This is a genomic window from Micromonospora rosaria (assembly GCF_001567585.1).
Classification (GTDB): domain Bacteria; phylum Actinomycetota; class Actinomycetes; order Mycobacteriales; family Micromonosporaceae; genus Micromonospora; species Micromonospora rosaria.
Genome location: NZ_LRQV01000278.1, coordinates 1 through 2158, shown reverse-complemented (window position 1 = coordinate 2158; position 2158 = coordinate 1). Strand labels below are relative to the sequence as shown.

Genomic DNA, 2158 nt, shown 5'->3' with positions numbered 1-2158 from the left:
TGTCGGCTCCGCCTGAAAACTGACCCCGTGGTTCCGGCTGAATTTTGACCCCTTCCGGAAGCATCGGGAGGTGCTGAGCGTGGAGGACTGGGCGGAGATCCGTCGGTTGCACCGGGCGGAGCGGATGGCGATCAAGGCCATCTGTCGCCGGCTGGGGGTTTCGCGGAACACGGTGCGGAAGGCCTTGGCCAGTCATGAGCCGCCTCGCTATCAGCGGGCGGTGAAGGGCTCGATCGTGGATGCGGTCGAGCCGCAGATCAGGGCGTTGTTGGCGGAGTTCCCGGACATGCCAACGACGGTGATCATGGAGCGGGTCGGGTGGACCCGCGGCAAGACGGTGTTCTGCGATCGGGTGCAGCAGCTGCGGCCGTTGTTCCGTCGCCCGGATCCGGCTCAGCGGACGGAGTATCTGCCGGGTGAGCTGGCGCAGTGTGATCTGTGGTTTCCGCCGGCGGATGTGCCGTTGGGTTTCGGGCAGGTCGGTCGGCCGCCGGTGTTGGTGATGGTGTCGGGGTATTCGCGGTGGCTGTCGGCGGTGATGATCCCGTCCCGCCAGTCGCCGGATCTGCTGGTCGGGCACTGGACGTTGATCTCCGGCTGGGGGCGGGTGCCGAAGGCTCTGGTGTGGGACAACGAGTCCGCGGTCGGGCAGTGGCGGGCCGGACGGCCTCAGCTGACGGAGGCGATGAACGCCTTCCGTGGCACTCTCGGTATCCGGGTGATCCAGTGCCGGCCGGCGGACCCGGAGGCCAAGGGCCTGGTGGAGCGGGCCAACGGCTATCTGGAGACCTCGTTCCTGCCCGGACGCCGGTTCGGCTCACCGGCCGACTTCAACGCCCAGCTCGCCGAGTGGTTGGTGCGTGCGAACCAGCGGCGGCACCGGATGCTGGGTTGCCGGCCGGCCGAGCGGTGGGACGCCGACCGGCAGATGATGCTGCCGTTGCCGCCGGTCGCGCCGGTGGTCGGCTGGCGGCAGACCACCCGCCTTCCCCGCGATCACTACGTTCGCGTGGACGGCAACGACTACTCGGTGCACCCGTCGGTGGTCGGTCGGCGGGTCGAGGTCACCGCCGACTGCGACCAGGTGCAGGTGTTCTGCGACGGCCGGCCGGTCGCCCGGCACGACCGCTGCTGGGCGAAGCACCAGAGCATCACCGACCCCGATCACCGCCAAGCCGCCGCGGACCTGCGAATAGCTGCGCAACGCACGCCTGCGGCCGCTGTCGACGCGCAGGTCGAACGCCGGCCGCTGAGTGACTACGACCGCTTGTTCGGCCTCGATGTCGAGGTGGCCGCGTGATGGCCGCCAAGACCAGCCGCAACGTCGCATCCGAGATCGCGTTCCTCACCCGAGCGTTGAAGGCGCCGTCCCTGGCCGCCGCCGTTGAGAGGCTGGCGGAGCGGGCTCGGGCGGAGTCGTGGACGCATGAGGAGTTCCTCGCCGCCTGCCTGCAACGCGAGGTCGCCGCCCGGGAGGCTCACGGCGGTGAGGGCCGGATCCGGGCCGCGAGGTTCCCGGCCCGCAAGAGCCTGGAGGAGTTCGACTTCGACCACCAACGCTCGTTGAAGCGGGAGACAATCGCCCACCTCGGCACCTTGGACTTCGTGGCGTCGAAGGAGAACGTGGTGTTCCTGGGCCCGCCTGGCACCGGCAAGACGCACCTGTCCATCGGCCTGGGCATCCGGGCCTGCCAGGCCGGGCACCGGGTCGCGTTCGCCACCGCCGCCCAGTGGGTGTCCCGCCTCGCCGACGCCCACCACGCCGGCCGCCTCCAAGACGAGTTGGTCAAGCTCGGCCGGATCCCGCTGCTGATCGTCGACGAGGTCGGATACATCCCCTTCGAAGCCGAAGCCGCGAACCTGTTCTTCCAACTCGTCTCCAACCGCTACGAACGAGCCTCACTGATCGTCACCAGCAACAAGCCTTTCGGAAGGTGGGGCGAAGTGTTCGGCGACGACGTGGTGGCCGCCGCCATGATCGACCGCCTCGTTCACCACGCCGAGGTCATCTCCATGAAGGGCGACAGCTACCGACTCAAGGACCGCGACCTCGGCCGCGTCCCCGCAGCCACCAAGACCAACGACTGAACATCAACAACCAGCGAGGGGGTCAACATTCGGCCGGAACAGAGGGGTCAAACTTCAGCCGGCGTTGACA

General features: G+C 68.5%; 2 protein-coding genes. Both read left to right on the top strand.

All coding sequences use genetic code 11. The features are described 5' to 3' along the window. Window positions 1-70 precede the first annotated feature (70 nt). Window positions 71-1300 carry an IS21 family transposase gene (istA, locus tag AWW66_RS31960; RefSeq protein WP_067374521.1) on the top strand — a complete coding sequence of 410 codons (1230 nt, stop codon included), beginning with the start codon at window positions 71-73 and terminating at the stop codon, window positions 1298-1300. Further along, a complete protein-coding gene (gene istB / locus AWW66_RS31955; RefSeq protein ID WP_067374515.1) occupies window positions 1300-2088 on the top strand; it encodes an IS21-like element helper ATPase IstB in 789 nt (262 codons plus the stop codon). Before istA ends, istB begins: the two co-directional genes overlap by 1 nt. The last annotated feature ends 70 nt before the right edge of the window (window positions 2089-2158 follow it).